Genomic DNA, 18,450 nt, shown 5'->3' on the forward strand with positions numbered 1-18,450 from the left:
CCCTATGGGATAATTTACTATCCTTCTCTGCAAATGGCATTTATATGTCAACAGGTCATGTTGAATATGCAAGCTTGAACGGAACGCATATTTTTAAGCTTATTGGCGAAGTGCGTGCCCAATCTTGTATTAGTCTAGACAAGTTATTAAACAAAATTGAACAGCAACAAAATGTCGTCGGTGCAATCGTTGATTTAACCCAAACGACATTTATCGATAGTACTGTCCTTGGCATTTTGGCGAAACTGGGTTTGAAGCTCAAACAAGTTCACCATATCCAAGCGGTAATGTTGTCTACAAACTCTGATATCACAACGCTTGCCAATAGCATGGGTTTAGGTCAGGTGTTTGTTATTTTGAATTATTGTGGTGATCCAAGTGTATGCACTCGCGCACTTATGGAAGAACACATTACCCATAGCAATATGCTGAATACGGTTTTAGATGCACACAAAACGCTGATGAAACTAAATGATAGCAACCAAAATATGTTTGAGCCTTTGGTCAAACAACTGCAAAAAGAGCAGGACAATCTAGAGCAACCCAAGCAGCAAAATGTCTAATTTAGGTTAATCACAGCAGAGACCCTCTTCGCATGACTTTACTTTCCGTTGCACAAATGAATTCTCAAAATAACATTGAAGATAACTTCAAAGTGATCGAGTCATTGATGCAACAAAGTCAGGCTCAAGGTGCGAGTCTCATTGTATTTCCCGAAAATTTTGTCTGTTTTGCCGCAGGTAAACAACGCGAAACCGCGGCGCAATTTGAAAGTATTCAGCAGCGACTAGAACAACTCGCACATCGTTATCAACTTTGGATTGTTGCGGGCACACTCCCATGCCCTTATCGTCCAGATGGTTCAATCATTCAAGATGGCCGTGTCCGTACTGTCAGCCTGTGTATCAGCCCTGAACGTACCGAAGCACGTTATGACAAAATTCATTTATTTGATGTGCAAGTTGGTGACGCTGTCGGTGGCTATCAAGAATCAAAATTCTTTGAACCTGGTACTGAAACCGTAGTTGCAACAACACCTTTTGGCAATATTGGCCTGATGGTGTGCTACGACTTGCGCTTTCCTGAACTGGCTTTGAAACTGCGTAGCCAAGGTGCAAATATTTTAACGGCGCCTGCAGCTTTTACTTATACCACGGGTGAAATGCACTGGCAGTTGTTACTGCAAGCTCGTGCCATGGATAGTCAATGTGCTGTATTAGGTGCCGCACAACAAGGCTGGCATGGTGAAAAGCGTCAAACTTGGGGTCATGCTGGAGCAAGCAACAGCCGTGGTCAAATTTTAGCAATCACCGCGGAAGAAGGCGCTCAACTACTCACAGTTCCTTTTGACTTAGACGAGCAGCAACAGATTCGCGCATCGATGCCACTGATGCAGCACCGTGTTTTGGTTCAATATTGATTTTCACTCTGTATAAAATTACAAAAAAACTGAATATTTTTTAAACAAAATTCCCCACGATATGATTTTGAACCATTATCTGAGGGATTAGAAAAATGACTTTAGAAAAAGCAGTTTATACAGCCCATGCAAAAGCCACTGGTGGTCGTGATGGTCGTGCAACGACATCCGATGGTCATTTAGATGTTCAATTGGCTGTGCCGAAAATTATGGGGGGTACAGGTAATGGTACGAATCCTGAACAACTCTTCGCCGCTGGTTATTCAGCCTGTTTTTTAGGTGCAATGAAATTTGTGTCTAACCGAGATAAAATTTCGATTACCCCTACTGCCTACGTCGAGGGTGATGTTGGTATCGGCCCTATTCCAACAGGATTTGGTATCGAAGTGACGCTTAATATTCATCTTGAGGGTATGGATGCAAGCGAGGCACAGAAATTGGTCGATGCTGCACATATTGTGTGCCCCTATTCAAATGCGACCCGAAACAATATTAATGTTACTTTAAATGTTTTGACTTAAATCCATTTGTACCTATCTATACAAAGCACTGTTTTAATTCTTATAAAATAGTGCTTTGAGCTTTTTTACTTCTACATATCTACAGCTGAACTCAAAATAAAATCTTATCCATTTCCAATACATTTAAATATTCATATTCTGTTGCCAAAACCTTGCTAAAATATATAACGATTCTTATTTACATTCATTTGTTGATCTATGAAGCTTAAACCTTTCCTTATCAGTACATTGCTAATCAGCGCATCCACACTGAGTTTTGCCGAATTAACCCTGTCTGAAAAAGTCCGTCCTCAAATTAAATCTTTGGTCAATCCAGATATTCAACGTCTTGCGCTACCACCAACACCGAACAACATGTCTTTACCTGCCTATGGTCAAGGCATCATTGGTTGGGGTACAGGCCCCGAAGGTGCAGCAGCGCGCTTAGCCAATATCAGTAAAGCCGACGTTGAAAAGCTTAAAACTCAAGATGTCACTTTAGAGATGCTTCAAACTTGGCAAAAGTTTTATGAAAATGAAACGCAGCGCAATCCAGGTAACCCAACCGCGCCCATTCGTGCTGAATTGATGAAGAAAGTTGTCAGTTTGTGGTAAGTGAAAGACCGTACAGCCCATATTTTTTGGGCTGTTTTTGTTCAAATTAAAATAAAAAAATTATGAGACATTCGATAGAAAGAATAATGAATAAAATTTAAAAAATGTTTAATATTCAAACTATAATTAACTATACATCCATAAAAAATTAAAATCATTTTCAGGACTTTACAATGAAAACATACTTTTCGATGCTTTTTCTAAGCTTGGCCTTAGCCGCATGTAGCCAAACACCTGCGCCTGATTTTTCAGGGGAATGGAAACAAACACCTGACACGGAGAGCCTTCGCAAACTTTCAATCAGCAAACAAGGCGATGACTATCAAATTAAAGACGAATTTTGGCTCGATAAAAATAATACTGAGCGCATTTCTAGTGCTTCATCCGGTATGGCCGAAGTGAATCATGATGTGCTGAAATATAAAGAGAGTAATAGCATTGAAATGAAACTCAGTGATGCAACTCACCTCACTCTGACAGACAAAGCATATGATGCTGTTATTCATTTTGAAAAGATTAACTAAAGCAAAGCCCCGAATCCTTACACAGGCTTCGGGGCTTTATTTATATTTCACACTTACTATTCAGCCGCTTCATTCGTCACTCTGAGCACTTCTTCAATGGTGGTTTTACCTGCCAAAACTTTACGCAATCCATCATCACGTATTGAACCCGCATTTGCACGTACATGATTTTCCAACTCAAACTCAGCAGCATTACCATGAATCAAACGACGTGTTTGCTCATCAATCGGGACGATTTCATAAATTGCGGTACGCCCTGTAAATCCAGTATGCGAGCATTGTTCGCAGCCTTTAGGTTGTGGCAATTTTAATTCGGCCGATGCATCGAGATGCTTAAATAAGTCTTTTTCAAAATCATCGGCATCATGCCAAGTCGCACAGTGACGGCACAAGGTTCGAACCAAACGCTGCGCCACCACACCTATCAATGAGCTTGACAGTAGAAAGGGTTCAATCCCCATGTCTTTAAGACGGGTCACAGCACCAATTGCCGTATTGGTATGCAGCGTTGAAAGTACCAAGTGGCCTGTTAATGACGCTTGTACTGCAATTTCAGCAGTTTCTAAATCACGAATCTCCCCGACCATCACCACATCTGGATCTTGGCGAAGCATGGCTTTTAATGCACGAGCAAAGGTCATATCCACTTTGGTATTGACCTGCGTCTGCCCGATCCCTTCAAGTTGATACTCAATTGGATCTTCAGCGGTCAAAATATTTTTTGAACCATCATTTAGATCAGACAATGCCGCATATAAGGTTGTGGTTTTACCCGAACCCGTTGGTCCCGTAACCAAAATAATACCATGCGGACGATGTACCAGTTGTTTCAATCGATCATAGTCATGCTGCATCAAGCCCAAATGGGTCATGTTTAAACGCCCAGCTTGTTTATCGAGTAAACGCATCACTACACGTTCACCATACGAAGATGGTAAGGTCGATACACGAACATCAACTTCACGGCCCGCCAAACGTAGTGAAATACGACCATCTTGTGGAATTCGCTTTTCTGCAATATCGAGTTTGGCCATGACTTTGATACGTGACACCAACAGTGGCGCAAGTTCACGACGTGGCTGCACAATTTCACGTAACTGACCATCGACACGTAAGCGGACAGACAGCTTTTTTTCAAAGGATTCAATATGAATATCCGAAGCACCGACACGGATCGCTTCAGACAATAAGGCATTGATTAAGCGTACAATCGGTGCATCATCTTCCTGATCCATCAGATCTTCAGCTTCTGGTACAGAGTCTGCAAGGCTGAGTAAATCAGGATGATCTTCCAGACCCGCTGCCACTTGTTGAGACTCACCGGTGTCTCCGGCAAAGCTTGCACTGAGTAATTGATTAAACTCTTGCTCACTACATAATTGATATTGTGCAGGATGCCCTAAAAAGCGACGTGCTTCTTGTAAAGCCAACAGTGGCGTGCTTTCACGACGCACAATAAAAGCTTGATCACCCTCATATCGAAGCAATACGCCATGACGTTTGGCAAAACTATATGGTATTTGTAATTGTTTAAGTACTTGCATCACGCATTATAATGATGAAAAAAGTTGTTTTGAGTGTACTCTAAGCATCTGACAGCGTGAAGTCTGTTTTTAGGATTTATCAGGACAAGGGATATACGCATTGCCATTAGAAAATGATTTGACTGAAAAGGAATCCCCAAAACGTAAATGGTGGGGGGAATATCAATTTGAACTGAATCACCCGCGCAGTTGGCAGTTTGGGTCTTTATTGTTCCGGGTGACGCGCGGCATGCAAGAGTGGCGTATGGAATACCATCGCCCAACCTTTCAGTTTGACTATGAGCAACAATGGCATCCGATACAAGACCCTGAATTTGGTTTCCCACAACCCATTAAAATGGAACGTTATATGTTCCGCCAGACACATGACAAAATTCAAATCATGCCACGTTTGGCAGATCGGTCTGTGGTGATTAAACCGGTCGATCCGATTTATATTCCAGCCGGACAGCGCGGAACGTTATATATCAGCACACCGCTTTGGATTGCTGGTTTTGTCGAAGGTCTTAGAGAACCCTTGTTTGATATACCTGTTATTCTACCAAAAGATACCTGGTTTGGTCCGAATCATCGAATGGGTGAAATTTGCTATGCCACGGCAGTCGATGGTCGTACAGAACTTAAACAACTCAAACCTCGTGCTTTTCGTGCAGTAACCCCTATTGAGTTTCATAACGTGAGTAATCAACAGATTCGTTTTGACCGTATGAATGTCCCTGTACCGGCTTTGCCATTATTTTATAGTGAAAGTACAGGACGTTTATGGACTTCACAAATTCGAGTCGTGCATGAAGGTCATGACAAACCGCCGCGGGTCAAAATTGAAAACCGTACACCGCCACAAGCCGGTGACGTGATTTATCTGCATCCGCCACGCGAGTCAGCCAATGTGCTGTTTAATATGTTTGATTCATTTTTCTAAGGGCGAGCCATGGCAGATTTAAATATTTCGACAGAAATTACCAGCAGCCTAAAAGGAATGGTCGCCAATCTCAATACCGATCGGCTGACGGAATTATTGGTGGCTGTTTTACTGGCAGTCATCGGCTTTCTGATTGCACGTTTTATCTCGAATACCTTTATTCGTACTGTGGGTATGCGTTTCAATGCCCATCAGCAGTTGGTTTGGCGTCGCGGGATTTTCTATTTCATCTTTATAATCTTTGTGATGGCCAGTTTAAAAGAAGCCGGCTTTAAACTCAGCGTCTTCTTGGGTGCAGCGGGTATTTTAACGGTCGCATTGGGTTTTGCCTCTCAAACGTCCGCATCCAACCTGATCAGCGGGATGTTCTTGATCGGTGAAGGATCTTTTGAGGTGGGTGATACCATTCAATTGACACTGATTCGTGGGCATACCATTGAAGGTGAAGTAATCTCGATTGATTTACTGTCGGTCAAATTACTCACGCAGGACAATGTCTATGTCCGTTTGCCGAATGAACAACTGATTCGGGCACCTGTGCATAACTTGTCTAAGTTTCCAATACGGCGCATTCCAATTACCCTTGCGATTAACTTTCATGAAGACATCATCAAAGTTCGCGAAGTTCTATTAGATGCCGTCAGTAAATATCCATTGGTCTTGGCCGATCCTAAACCTGCCGTGACCGTCACTGCCTTTCGAGAGTCATCCATTGAATTGCTTTTTGCTATTTGGTGTCAAAGAGAGAATTTCCTGAAAGTCCGCGATGAGATGCAAGAACGGATTCGAAATGCCTTTGTCGAAAATAAAATTGAAATCCCTGTCCCGAAAATGGGTTTTGTTGACCACCCACTTTCTACACAAGCAAGCGATGCTAACGTCGATCAATATGCCAATGCGCAAGAGATCCAACGAGAACCTCAACTCAAATAATGGTCTATCGACTTGATATGAAAGGCCCTGCATATCTTCAAATGTGCAGGGTTTTTTTATCATGTACTTTTATAGCCATCGACCTGTATAGCTTAGTGATCTCGTACCTTTAAGAATTTCATCATGGTTCAACCTTGTCATTCGGCATGGGTGCAATATAGGCAATCAAAAGCATGGCAAAACCTGCCGCCATAAATGAAATCACTCGCATGAGTGTGCCGACATGAGATAAATCCAGCAAAACCAATTTCAAAGTGACCAAGACCAAAATACTGCCGCCGAGCAGCCAAACTGAACGTAATTGGCGCTGAGTGGCAAAGCGCATACTCACCAAAGCCAATAACACCCACAGCACAGTAAAACTCAGTTGAACGGTCGCATCGCTCCAAATGTCTAAACTGTTATAAGGCGTATCCAGATACCTATGTAAGGCACGAAGCACGACATAGCTACTTAACCAAAGTAGCCCAAGGACACTCAACACGGCAGCCAAGCTACGATCTAAACCAGCTTTTAACTGTTGATTCAACATCCATAAAAAAGCCGCTAACAACAGCAAACTCACTGCATCAAAAGGATTCAGTATCGGCAAGATATATCCCACAAAGGCTTGCTGACTAAATAATTGCGAACTGATGATCCAACTTAAAGCCAAAAACAAACTGCTACGCGCTTGCCAAAACATTTTCCAGACCGGTTGCTGCGCTTGCCAATAACACCATGCACAAAATATCAGCGGCAAAATTACCACACTGATATACGGCATACTGGGTATCAGCGTCAGACTAGTCCACGCCAAGCTACTCAAAATTCCGAGACTGACCCATTCTTTTTCTTCACGCACACCGAGTAATGGTCGTAGCCAAAGCAGCGTCAAGCTCAGCCCAGCGAATGCAAAATAAATCTGCTCCATCGTTGAATGCCAAATTAACTGACCGTTCTCACTCACTGAAATGACTTGGTACAGCCCCATCACATAAACAGGCACTAGACCCGTCCACTTAATGATGGACCAACTCCACGAAGCTTTTCGCTTTAACAAGCCTTCATTCATCACCAGATAGGCCACACTGACGATCAATAGACTCAAGGCCAATTGATGGCTAGTCTGCAACCAATCTAAGAGCAACATGATGAACATGGTGGTTGCTGAGAGCATTTGCACACATTGAAAGGCAATACTCGAACTTGAAAGCTGTTTATGAAATGCAGGAACAGCATGCGTCATGATAATGGCTGCCAAATAGCTTAAACACACGCCCCAATACATCTGTGCAGGGAAATGTGGCAGTTGAACCAAATAGTACAGACTTGAACACCCCGCCATCACCAAGAGCGCCATGCCTAAATAACGGCTGATATTGGACTGCTTATATAGGGCGTATATAAATATCAACGCACCTTCAACTGCCCAACCGACCACACTCCACTGCTCTTTCAATACTATCGGTGGAATCAATGCCAAGAAAATTAAGGTCAAACTCAAATAACTTTGTGCAATCAGTGGGATCACAGCACTACGTTTACTGATGCTATACAGTGCGGCAAAAAGCGCTGCGAATAGCAAGCTATATCCCGCCTGCCATACGGTTTCCTCAAAATACATCAAATACAATGCCAGATAAGCAAGCACTGGCGAAGCAAATATCAGTGCAATATCCAAGGCAGGTTTAAGCTGAAAATGCGCAAGATCCTGTTTTGCCAATAACTGACTAAAACGAAAACCGAGCCAAATAAAAATCGCAGCGTGGGCTAAAACCAGCACGCTCATCATCTGACGTTCGGTGGTGTATCCGTGGTAAAAAGCATATCCACCACCCATAATCACCGTCATCAAAAATGCAGTTTGATTTAGATATTTCCACGGTCTTAAAGTACTCATGACCGCAGCAGCCAGATTGATTACAAGATAATAGGCAATAAATTCCGTTGCAGTTGCATCACGAACAGGCAAGGTAAATGGAGCAAGATAGGCGATCAGCATTGCCATGATTGCCAGTTCAACTAACTGTTGTTTCAGACTGAGCCAAATCGTCAATGCCATAAGTGCAGCATATAGTAGACAAGCTATGCCAAAGCCCGGAATGACGGCATTGTAATAGGCAAAAAATAAAGTCAAAAACAGCGCTGCAAGACCTAGACCTTCAAGCGCCAAGGCAAAACTGCGATTTTTGGTTTGCAGCCAAAAACCCAGTCCCACAACACCAGCACTGATCAAACTCACGATCAGCAGTTTCATGGCCAAGCTTAGTTGCCAATGCTCTGTGGCAAATCTGAGTAATAGCACCACGCCAATCACCAAGACCAGTACCGCCACTTTTAACACGGGATTACCTTGGAAAAGCCATTGCTGAATTTGACTAGATAGATTTGGCGCAGACTTGGATGGTGTATTAGAAGGCGTTGAATTGAATGATGCCTGATGTCTAGCTGTACCAACTGCCGTCGCGGGATGTACAGATGGTGTATCGTTAGAATCAAAATTTGCAGGACGGTCTATTGTCGACGCTGATATTGAAGTAGCTGCATGTATCGATTGCGACTGAAGCGCACGTCCTTGCAATAGATGCAGCTGACGTTCTAATCGTTTCAGCCAACGCAGAAAAAAATAGACCCACAGGCCAATCCCGATCGCAACCAAGTATCCCAATTCTGTTAACAGTCCAACGACCGTTAATAACGATGCAATATATAACGGAACCTTTGATGTCACTTGAAATGGTTGTTTTGATGAACTCAGTGCATCAGCGCCGTGCTGTAAATCATCGACATAATTCATCACACTGAGCATAAAACCAATGCCGCTGATATAACTCAGGATACGGATGTCTAAGTACCATGCCCCGATCCCTACCAAGATCAGCGACATCAACCAAATCATCTTGATTTCATTATTCTGTTTCAGCATACCTGCTTCGTCATTTTCCTGAATGTTTTGATGATACATGAGCCTGACGGATGGATTAAAACTATTCATCAGTGATTCGGTAAGTTACATATACAATCTAGACTCTGCGTGCGGGCAAAAAATCACGTACAATAAAACCGTTTTTAGGATTAGGAAATTATCAATGCCACCATTTGTCTTGGTCGATGGCTCATACTTTTTATTTCGTGCTTACCATGCACTGCCACCATTAACCACTTCAACCGGTTTGCATACCAATGCAATCCGAGGTGCCATTTCTGCCATCCAAAAATTAATGCGTCGTATCCAACCGACGCACATGGCCGTTATTTTCGATACACCTGAACCAACCTTCCGTCATGAATTGTCCCCGATCTATAAAGGTGACCGTCCTGCGATGCCAGAAGAATTATCACAACAAATTCCATATCTTCATGCATTAATTCGTGCTCTAGGGATTCCGCTGCATATGTTGCCGGGTGCTGAAGCCGATGACATTATCGGAACTTTAGCCAAACGCGCTGAAGCAGCCGGTCATCAAGTTTTGATCTCCACTGGTGACAAGGACATGGCGCAGCTCGTTACTGAGCGTGTCACTTTAGAAGACAGCTTCAAAGACAAACCTATGGACGTTCAAGGTGTTTTTGAAAAATTTGGGGTGTGGCCGAATCAAATCATTGACTACCTCACGCTGATGGGCGATGCCTCTGATGGTATCCGTGGTGTACCCGGTGTTGGCGCAAAAACGGCAGCGAAACTTTTAACCGAGTACGGCTCGATTGGCGGCATTTTAGAAAATGTCGACAGTATTAAAGGTAAAGTCGGTCAAAACATTAAGGACAATGTCGAAGGGATTGCTCTTGATCACCAACTGGCGAGTATTGTTTGTGACCTCGACATGGGTCTTAAATACGAAGATTTGAAACTTGCCGATCCAAATATTCCAGCACTGCATGATTTATATACGGAACTAGAATTCCGTAACCAACTGCAGTCTTTAGATCATCCGAACAACCCCAATGGCGCAACCTACAAACAAGCAGCCAAAGCCATTAACACCACGGCGACTGTAGCCAATGCACCTGAAGTGGAAGATCAAGCGGACAAAACCAGTGTTGATGACTTACTTGGTGAAGCACGTTATCACACGGTATTGACTCAAGAAGATTGGGATGTGTTATTTAAACGTCTAAGCACTGAAAAGCGTTTTGCCTTTGATACCGAAACCACTAGCCTCGACTACCGCGTGGCACAGATTGTGGGTTTCTCGGTGGCTTTAGATGCACATGATGCCTATTACGTGCCGCTTGCGCATGATTATGAAGGTGCGCCGCAACAACTTGATCGCGACACAATTCTGAATCAAATCAAAGCTTTACTTGAAAATAATGACGTACAAAAAATTGGTCATCATCTCAAGTATGATGCACATGTCTTAGAAAATCATGGCATTCATTTGGCAGGTTGGTATTTCGACACCATGTTGGCTTCTTATGTCCTTAACTCTGTGGCTACACGTCATGGGATGGATGACGTCGCGCGTTTGTATTTAAGTCATCTCACAACGACGTTCGAACAAGTGGCGGGCAAAGGTGCAAAACAAAAGACCTTTAACCAAATTGAGCTTGAAACGGCAGCCCATTATGCCGCAGAAGATGCCCATGTGACCTATCGTCTGTATGAAGTACTCGATAAGAAGTTACAAGCCCATCCGGAACTGATCAATATTTTGCACAATATTGAAATGCCAGTTGCCCGTGTTCTGACCTCTATGGAAGAAAACGGCATTGAGCTAGATATGGAATTCCTCGACCAACTCGGTGTGGAATTTGCCAATACCATTCAAAATTTAGAAACAGAAATTACCGATCTTGCGGGTCAAAGCTTCAATGTCAGCTCACCAAAACAAGTGGGTGAGATTCTGTTTGATAAATTAGGTTTAAAAGGCGGTAAGAAGACCTCTACAGGTCAGTACAGTACCAGTGAAAGTGTCTTAGAAAAAATCGACCACCCGATTACCGACTTAATTTTGGAATATCGTGGTCTCTCTAAACTGAAAAGCACCTATACCGATGGTCTGTTAAAGCAAGTGAATAATGACACACATCGTGTGCATACCAGTTATCACCAAGCGTTAACAGCTACAGGTCGTTTATCATCTACCGATCCAAACTTACAAAACATTCCTGTCCGTGAAGATATTGGACGTCAAATCCGTAAAGCCTTTATTGCACCTGAAGGTCGCATTTTACTGGCAGCCGATTACTCGCAAATCGAATTACGTTTAATGGCGCATTTCTCGCAAGATCATGCATTGGTCGATGCCTTCAATCATGGACAAGACGTACATAAACGGACTGCGGCAGAAGTTTTGGGTATTCCACTCGACGAAGTGACTAGCAACCAACGTCGTCAAGCCAAAGCGGTGAACTTCGGTCTGCTCTATGGCATGTCAGAATTCGGTTTGACTCGTCAGTTGGGTTTCACTCGTGAAGAGTCGCGTAACTATATTGGTAAATACTTCCAACGCTACCCTGGTGTTTTGGAATATATGGAACGTACTCGCCAAGTTGCACGTGAACAAGGTTTTGTGGAAACCATTTTAGGTCGTCGTCTGTATACACCAGACATTATGGCGAGCAACAAAATGGTGAAACAAGGCGCTGAACGTGCAGCGATCAATGCACCACTACAAGGTTCTGCGGCAGATATTATTAAATTGGCTATGATTGCAGTCGATAAAATCTTACCAAAAGATCAAGCCAAAATGTTACTGCAAGTACACGATGAATTGGTATTTGAAGTTGATGCTGCAATTGCCGATGAACTCTCTGCCCAACTGACTGAAGTGATGCAATCTGTGTTGAAAATTTCCGTTCCACTGATTGTGGAAGTCGGTCAAGGTAATAACTGGGACGAAGCACACTAATTCATTCACGTTCATTCACACCTTTCTCCTTCTAGGAGGAAGGTTGGGATAGAGGTGAGATGTTTCTTAGTTAGTAAAAATATCTTGTTTTACACCTCATATTAAATCCACAAAAAAGGACGCCTCGGCGTCCTTTTTAATTTAACTCATCTTAGCTCAGATTAAAGACCAGTCAATAATGCAATTGCGACTTGCTTCATAATGGTTTCCGCAACCCACAATGCCAAAATCGCAAAAATTGGTGACAAGTCAATCATCCCCATATTTGGAAGAATACGGCGGAATGGCGCAAGTAGCGGTTCTGCCAATTCTTGAACCACTTCAATATAAGGCGAACGTGACTGACTAAACATCACGACCCAACTCAAAATAATCGATGCAAAAATTAAGTAACGACAGAAACGGATTAAATCCTGAATCATGGTCACAAAGGTCATAATAATCAGATGGAATGGACTATTCACCGCCACGCCAGACAAATACATCAAACCAAACATTTTTAACAAATACAGAATCACCACCAACACCAATGCTGCGGTATTCACTCGACCTTTGGCCAAAGTAGGGAAAATTCGGCTAAAGATATCGACAATTTTTGTTGCTTTTGCTGTTGCCAAAACCACAGGGTTATATGGACTCACGGCAGCAAGCTGCATTAAAAAACGGAAAAATACGAGCAAAATTGCAACGTTAATAATGATTCCAAAAATTTGAGCAGAGCCCATACTTGAACTTTCCTAAATCAAATCGAATTATTTGGTGCTTTCGCTTAACTCTTGTGCCAACTCTTGGCTACGCTTTTGCGCTGCGGCTAAAGCGGCCTGAATATTTTGTGAAATTTGAGCATGATCAAATACTTCAATCGCAGCTTGTGTTGTACCGTTTGGAGAGGTTACATTTTTACGCAACTCCGCAGGACTGTTGGCACTGGTAATCGCCATTTGTGCAGCGCCCAATGCAGTTTGCAAGGTTAGCGCTGTAGCTACCTTTTCATCCAAGCCCATGTTTTTACCTGCACGGATCATACTTTCCATCATATAGAAAAAGTATGCAGGACCTGAGCCAGAAACTGCTGTTACCGCATCAATTTGCGCTTCTGAGTTTACCCAAAGTGTTAAACCCGTTGAAGCCAAAACTTGACTTGCAAGATCACGATCTTCAGCTGAAACCGCTTCACCTGCATATAAGCCATGCGCACCGGTTTGAACTAAAGCCGGTGTATTTGGCATGACACGAACAATACGCTCTGTGCCTAATAATTTTGAAATCGTTGCAATTTCTGCACCTGCAACAATTGAAATCACTAACTTCCCTTCTAGCAACCCTTGTAATGGTGCCAAAACTTTTGCTAACACCTGAGGTTTAACGGCAAAAAGAACAATGTCAGCTTCTCGAATTGCTGCAACATTATCATCGGTCACATGCAAATCTTTTTCAGCCAAAAGCTCACGTACTTTTTCTACGGGATCTGAAACTGTAATACGTGTAGTCGGGACACCACGTGCAATTAGGCCACCAATTAAAGCCTGTGCCATGTTGCCGCCACCAATGAAACTGATATTACAATTTAGAATTGCGCTCATGATTGAAGATCCGATATTGCAGATTTAGCGTTAAGAGATAATGTTGGTTGCCAGCCAGCTTGAGTACAAAATTCAGACTGCGCCAACCAAAAGCCCTGAGGCGTAAAGACGCCTAGCATAACATTATCTCGGCTTAATATTTGAATAGTATGACGCTGCCATGGAAAAATTTGCGCCTGCTGAATGGCTTTTTTCAAAGGCCAACTTCCGACACGACCATATAAATGAACTTTTTCGCCGCCAAGGCGTGGGCGTATCTGCAGTTGCTGCCCCAATAATTCAGGTGATAAGCCAACCTCTGAGGGTTGAATCACGAAATGTCCTGCAGGCAACTTGAGGCACTGACCTGCAACACAAGTTACAACCTCAACCTCTTGAATGGGTTCAGTTGGCAGATATTCCGCTTTGGCAATCCGATGAAGTTGCTGTTGAAAGCGCAGATAATAAAATCCATTCCAGTGTAATGCCGCTTGCGAGTCTTCGCGTGAGCCAATCACTTCTGAAAATAAACGCTGTACCATTTCAAAACTTGGACGATATTGCCCCTCACCTTTCATCCAGTGCGATAACAACTGACGCTGACGTGCCTGACTGAGCTGTTGTAAAGCAGCCAAAGATAACATTTGCGATGAACCACAGGCCGCTAAATCTTGCTGCAACACCTCATATAAAATTTCATCAGCATCTTGCATCAAGTAACTGGTTCGGCTCAGAGCTTGCTGCATTTTAGGAAATCGCTCACTGAGTAGTGGCCACAAAATTTCACGACTCCACGCGCGGTCATAGTCAGTATCAAAATTGGTGAGATCTTGAATATTTTGCACATGTAGCTGTGCTGCCCATTGGCAAATTTGCTCACGTGAAAGATCCAATAGCGGACGCCATAATGTAAAATCTTCACGTACATCGAATTTTTTCATCGCAGCAAGGCCATGGACACCAGCACCTGAAAGTAGCCGCAACATCAATGTCTCCGCCTGATCTTGCTGATGATGTGCGAGTACCAATATTTCATCTGCTTGTAAATGTTGGGCAAAGGCTTGATAGCGGGCCGAGCGTGCTTGATTTTCAAGATTACCTTGCGCAACCTGAACTTTTTGTATAATGAATGGAAGATTTAGCGCTGCACACTGAGCACGTACAAACTCACCCCAAGCGTGACTACACGCTTGTAGTTGGTGATCAATATAAATCACCCGTATTTTTTCAGGGCACAAAAACGACATAAGATGCAGCAGCAACATGGAATCCATGCCACCACTACATCCTATTAAAAATCGGCTTTGTTCAGGCAGCGCCTGAATTTGACTTAAGCAGTCAGCCCTAAATTGTCGCTGCCAAACTTCATTAAACGCTGATAACGCGCTTCGCATCGTTCGTTTGCATCCATTGGTTGCAGTTCTTCTAGAGCTTGCTTCAAGACCACTTTCAAATCCTGCATGACTTTTTCAGGGTTTAAATGTGCGCCTTCCGCTTCGTCCACCACGTATTCTACAATGCCCATCTTCTGCAATTTATCTGCCGTCAATGCCAATGCTTCACTTGCTTGTTCTGCTTTTTCTGCAGTTTTCCACAAAATAGATGCACAGCCTTCAGGTGAAATTACTGAATAAATACTGTGAGATAGCATAATCACACGGTCAGCTACGCCAATACCGAGCGCACCACCCGAACCACCTTCACCCAATACCGTTGCCACTACAGGCACTTTGAGTGAAGAAAGCTGAGCTAAGCTGGTTGCAATCGCTTCAGCCTGACCACGTTCTTCTGCACCCACACCTGGGTACGCACCCATGGTATCAATAAAGGTAAAGACGGGCAGATTAAAACGCTCCGCCATATCCAATAAACGCTGCGCTTTACGATAACCTTCTGGGTTACTCATACCAAAATTATGCTGTAATTTTTCACGTGTACTACGACCACGGTGCTGACCTACGATCATCACAGGCTGACCATCTAAACGAGCCAAACCACCAATCATCGCACCGTCATCACCAAATAGGCGGTCACCGTGCAAAGCATCGAACTCTGTAAAAATTTCGCCAACATAATCCAAAAACTGCGGACGTTCAGGATGACGTGCGATCTGAACCGTAGTCCAGGCTTTAGATTGAGCTGCTTTATTTTTCATAGGTCGATCATTATCCCTAACTTAACTGGTCTGTTAATTGATAAATTGTTCCGACTGGATATTCAGTTCAATATCCCAATGCTTAAATTGCACCTGCTCATCATGCAAGTCTGCAACCAACAAAGGCCACTGTTTGGCATCACCAGAAACACTAAGTTGCCATTGTTGCGCATTGTCCACGCTTAATTCAATGGCAGGAAGCATCTCATCGCTGCGACTATGATTTAATAAAACTGCTAAACGAAGCAATAGACATAAGTAAACAAGTTTGTTACCACCGACTTTCATCACATCAATGCGCGCGTCACTACGTAACTTACGACGATGATGCGCCACTAAATGCGACAAATGGTTTTGATCAATTTGTGAGAAACCCGGAATATCCGAATGTTGCAGTAAATAAGCACCATGACGATGGTAACCACTATGACTGATCGCTAAGCCAATTTCATGCAAATACGCTGCACGACGCAGTAAATCACTGTCATCACTGGTCAAATTCAGTGCGGTCGCCACACCATTAAACAGTTGTTGAGCGGTATTTACCACACGTTCAGCTTGTTTCATATCTGCGTTGTAGCGACCCATCAACGCATGTACAGAACGGTCACGAACATCTTCATGTTGGAAACGTCCCAATAGGTCGTACATCACGCCTTCACGTAACGCGCCATCAGAATAAACCAATTTATCGATATTCAACACATCAAAGACGGCATACAAAATGGCAATGCCGGCTGGCAAAACTGCTCGACGGTCTTCTTTTAGACCATCAAATTCCATTTCATTGACATGCTTATATTTAAGCAATTTATCTTTGAGTTTAAATAAACCGTCACGTGTCAGTTCTTCCTGATCGTTGCTCCAGCCCATATTGACACAAATCTGACGACATGCTTTGATCGTGCCACTTGAACCGACAACAGTATCCCAGCCCGCAGCTTTATAAGTGTTGGCAATGCCTGCGATTTCCTTGCGAGCAGCATTTACCGCTTTATCAAAACTTTTCAGGTTAATTTCACCATCAGCAAAAAACGCTTTGGTAAAAGCGACACAGCCCATTTGCACAGATTCTGTATGAATCGGTTCAAACTCTTCACCAATAATCAACTCTGTTGACCCCCCACCGATATCAATCACAAGGCGGCGACCACTATTTGCCATAGTATGTGAAACCCCTAAATAAATGAGACGGGCTTCTTCACGACCAGCAATGATTTCAATTGGTTTTGGTAAAATTTCAGCGGCTTTTTGAATAAATTCATGACCATTTTTTGCTTGACGCAAGGCATTAGTCGCCACAATACGTAAACGGTTGGCTTGTACAGGATTTAAACGCCCCACAAAACGTGCTAGGCAGGCTAATCCTCGTTGCTGTGCGGCTTCAGTCAAATTTTTATTTTCGTCTAGACCTGCGGCAAGCTGTACTTTTTCTGACATTGATGCAACTTTTTTCACTTCACCATGGTCTACGCGTGCGATAGCCAAGTGGAAGCTGTTCGATCCCATATCGATAGCAGCAAGTAATTCTTCATCAATCAAAAAATCAGACATTATTCAAAAAAACCTGTTCAGAATTGTGCTTAGATTAATTCACATACATGTAATTTAAAAGCCATTTATGAGTAGTTCGGGCGGAACTTATCGATTTTTTATCTGAAGCAATGATAGTCATACACGATCATCGGCATCGTGATCATCCATTAGACAAACTCACCATTCAGGTCGAAAATTTACATAACCCCCTACATTGTTATAGTTGGCTATGTAATACTTATAAACATAGAGTCAACTTAAAAATTAATTCCGGAGCAAAATCCATGTCTGGCAATATCGTAAATACAACTGATGAAAACTTCCAAGCCGATGTACTAGAGTCTGATACTCCTGTACTTGTAGATTTCTGGGCAGGTTGGTGTGCTCCTTGTAAAGCCATTGCACCTGTACTTGAAGTACTTTCAACTGAGTTTGAAGGCAAAGTTAAAATCGTTAAAGTAGACGTAACTTCTTGCGAACAAACAGCTGTAAACTACAACATCCGTAACATTCCTGCATTATTAATGTTTAAAAACGGCGAAGTTGTAGCAACCCAAGTCGGTGCAGCACCAAAATCTAAATTGACAGCTTTCATCGAAGAAAACATCTAATATTTTTTCGATAAAAACACTCGAAAATACGCTGTTTTACACAGCGTATTTTTTTGGTTGATAAATTGACAAATGCTGTGTTCTCTCTTATATTGTTTACTCAAGAAATTAAGGATCTCAAATCCTGTCATTTTCTTACAACACAACACATAAAATGCCGCTCGGCAACAGAATTGTTTTTCACATCTCTCTTCATATAACGAATCAGATCTCTGAATTGTTTTGTGCAAACCAATTGCTATCGTTTCTTGCATGATCGCGGCACATTTGTTGCTCCCTTTTCCAACCTGT

At 42.9% G+C, this 18,450-nt stretch carries 16 protein-coding genes; 9 read left to right on the forward strand and 7 right to left on the reverse strand.

What is annotated here, in order from left to right:
* Nucleotides 1-44 precede the first annotated feature (44 nt).
* From gigB to B1201_RS05315, 5 genes are all read left to right on the forward strand, one after another.
* Nucleotides 45-563 carry an anti-anti-sigma factor GigB gene (gene gigB / locus B1201_RS05295; protein ID WP_078189558.1) on the forward strand — a complete coding sequence of 173 codons (519 nt, stop codon included), beginning with the start codon at nucleotides 45-47 and terminating at the stop codon, nucleotides 561-563.
* Nucleotides 564-595: 32 nt separating this feature from the next.
* Complete coding sequence (locus tag B1201_RS05300) at nucleotides 596-1,420, forward strand: carbon-nitrogen hydrolase family protein (RefSeq protein WP_078192617.1); 825 nt, start codon at nucleotides 596-598, stop codon at nucleotides 1,418-1,420.
* Nucleotides 1,421-1,515: 95 nt separating this feature from the next.
* Nucleotides 1,516-1,941 carry an organic hydroperoxide resistance protein gene (locus B1201_RS05305; RefSeq protein WP_078192618.1) on the forward strand — a complete coding sequence of 142 codons (426 nt, stop codon included), beginning with the start codon at nucleotides 1,516-1,518 and terminating at the stop codon, nucleotides 1,939-1,941.
* Between the two features lie 198 nt (nucleotides 1,942-2,139).
* On the forward strand, nucleotides 2,140-2,535 hold the full coding sequence (locus B1201_RS05310) for a DUF4951 domain-containing protein (protein ID WP_078192619.1): 396 nt from the start codon (nucleotides 2,140-2,142) through the stop codon (nucleotides 2,533-2,535).
* A gap of 173 nt (nucleotides 2,536-2,708) precedes the next feature.
* Entirely contained in the window at nucleotides 2,709-3,059 is a 351-nt protein-coding gene (locus B1201_RS05315; RefSeq protein ID WP_078192620.1) for a hypothetical protein, read from the forward strand.
* 56 nt (nucleotides 3,060-3,115) lie between these two features.
* Here the strand turns inward: B1201_RS05315 and gspE are convergent, their stop codons facing one another.
* Entirely contained in the window at nucleotides 3,116-4,603 is a 1,488-nt protein-coding gene (gene gspE, locus B1201_RS05320) for a type II secretion system ATPase GspE (protein WP_078192621.1), read from the reverse strand.
* 100 nt (nucleotides 4,604-4,703) lie between these two features.
* Between gspE and B1201_RS05325 the strand changes: the two genes are divergently transcribed.
* Together B1201_RS05325 and B1201_RS05330 are read left to right on the forward strand one after the other, a co-directional pair.
* Nucleotides 4,704-5,525 carry a hypothetical protein gene (locus B1201_RS05325; protein WP_078192622.1) on the forward strand — a complete coding sequence of 274 codons (822 nt, stop codon included), beginning with the start codon at nucleotides 4,704-4,706 and terminating at the stop codon, nucleotides 5,523-5,525.
* Nucleotides 5,526-5,534: 9 nt separating this feature from the next.
* Nucleotides 5,535-6,458, forward strand: coding sequence for a mechanosensitive ion channel family protein (locus B1201_RS05330; protein ID WP_078192623.1), 924 nt, complete (start codon nucleotides 5,535-5,537; stop codon nucleotides 6,456-6,458).
* Between the two features lie 121 nt (nucleotides 6,459-6,579).
* On the opposite strand, the gene B1201_RS05335 is transcribed toward B1201_RS05330, so the two are convergent.
* A complete protein-coding gene (locus B1201_RS05335) occupies nucleotides 6,580-9,366 on the reverse strand; it encodes a DUF2339 domain-containing protein (protein WP_078192862.1) in 2,787 nt (928 codons plus the stop codon).
* A gap of 163 nt (nucleotides 9,367-9,529) precedes the next feature.
* Here B1201_RS05335 and polA point away from each other — a divergent pair, with 163 nt between their 5' ends.
* A complete protein-coding gene (gene polA / locus B1201_RS05340; protein WP_078192624.1) occupies nucleotides 9,530-12,295 on the forward strand; it encodes a DNA polymerase I in 2,766 nt (921 codons plus the stop codon).
* Nucleotides 12,296-12,456: 161 nt separating this feature from the next.
* Here polA and B1201_RS05345 read toward each other — a convergent pair whose 3' ends face one another.
* From B1201_RS05345 to ppx, 5 genes are read right to left on the reverse strand one after another with little or no spacing between them, the layout of a single operon-like run.
* Nucleotides 12,457-13,020: a YggT family protein gene (locus tag B1201_RS05345; RefSeq protein WP_078192625.1), complete on the reverse strand. Its 564-nt coding sequence runs from the start codon at nucleotides 13,018-13,020 to the stop codon at nucleotides 12,457-12,459.
* A gap of 27 nt (nucleotides 13,021-13,047) precedes the next feature.
* Nucleotides 13,048-13,878: a pyrroline-5-carboxylate reductase gene (proC, locus tag B1201_RS05350; RefSeq protein ID WP_078192626.1), complete on the reverse strand. Its 831-nt coding sequence runs from the start codon at nucleotides 13,876-13,878 to the stop codon at nucleotides 13,048-13,050.
* Nucleotides 13,875-15,251, reverse strand: coding sequence for a tRNA lysidine(34) synthetase TilS (gene tilS / locus B1201_RS05355; protein WP_078192627.1), 1,377 nt, complete (start codon nucleotides 15,249-15,251; stop codon nucleotides 13,875-13,877). The genes proC and tilS overlap by 4 nt, the downstream gene beginning before the upstream one ends.
* Nucleotides 15,188-16,012 (reverse strand): acetyl-CoA carboxylase carboxyltransferase subunit alpha, encoded by an 825-nt coding sequence (locus B1201_RS05360; protein ID WP_078189570.1) that lies wholly within the window; start codon nucleotides 16,010-16,012, stop codon nucleotides 15,188-15,190. The genes tilS and B1201_RS05360 overlap by 64 nt, the downstream gene beginning before the upstream one ends.
* A 33-nt stretch (nucleotides 16,013-16,045) precedes the next feature.
* Nucleotides 16,046-17,566, reverse strand: coding sequence for an exopolyphosphatase (gene ppx / locus B1201_RS05365; RefSeq protein ID WP_078192628.1), 1,521 nt, complete (start codon nucleotides 17,564-17,566; stop codon nucleotides 16,046-16,048).
* A 266-nt stretch (nucleotides 17,567-17,832) separates the two neighbouring features.
* On the opposite strand from ppx, the gene trxA reads away from it, so the two are divergent.
* Entirely contained in the window at nucleotides 17,833-18,159 is a 327-nt protein-coding gene (gene trxA / locus B1201_RS05370; RefSeq protein ID WP_078192629.1) for a thioredoxin, read from the forward strand.
* Nucleotides 18,160-18,450 lie beyond the last annotated feature (291 nt).

Origin of the sequence: Acinetobacter sp. ANC 5600, assembly GCF_002018395.1 — a bacterium.
Lineage (GTDB): Bacteria > Pseudomonadota > Gammaproteobacteria > Pseudomonadales > Moraxellaceae > Acinetobacter > Acinetobacter amyesii.